This is a genomic window from Xanthomarina sp. F2636L (assembly GCF_026410195.1).
GTDB lineage: Bacteria > Bacteroidota > Bacteroidia > Flavobacteriales > Flavobacteriaceae > Xanthomarina.
The window spans coordinates 1-245 of sequence record NZ_JAPMLM010000020.1 but is presented as its reverse complement, the minus strand read 5'-3'; the positions used below and the strand labels follow the sequence as shown (position 1 = coordinate 245).

Sequence of the window (245 nt, the reverse complement as noted above, 5' to 3'; positions counted from 1 at the left end):
ACATCAGCCGGAGCAGCCGGAGCTACAGGTGCCGTAGTATCAGAAACAGTAATTATTTGTGACACACTAGATGTATTATTACAAGAATCAGTAAATGTCCAAGTACGCGTAACGACTACGTTACAAGGATCAGAACTATCAGTTGAATCTACAGGAGTTGCCACGACATCACCAGCACAGTTATCCGTTGCTGTTAAATCAATAGGAGCAGGAATATCAGTTAGACATTCTACCGTTACATCAGC

Annotated in this window: 1 protein-coding gene; it reads right to left on the bottom strand. The window is 42.4% G+C overall.

The genetic code is table 11. The features are described 5' to 3' along the window. The coding region (locus tag OS191_RS00090; protein WP_267153674.1) for an HYR-like domain-containing protein at nt 1-245 on the bottom strand (245 nt) is incomplete at both ends.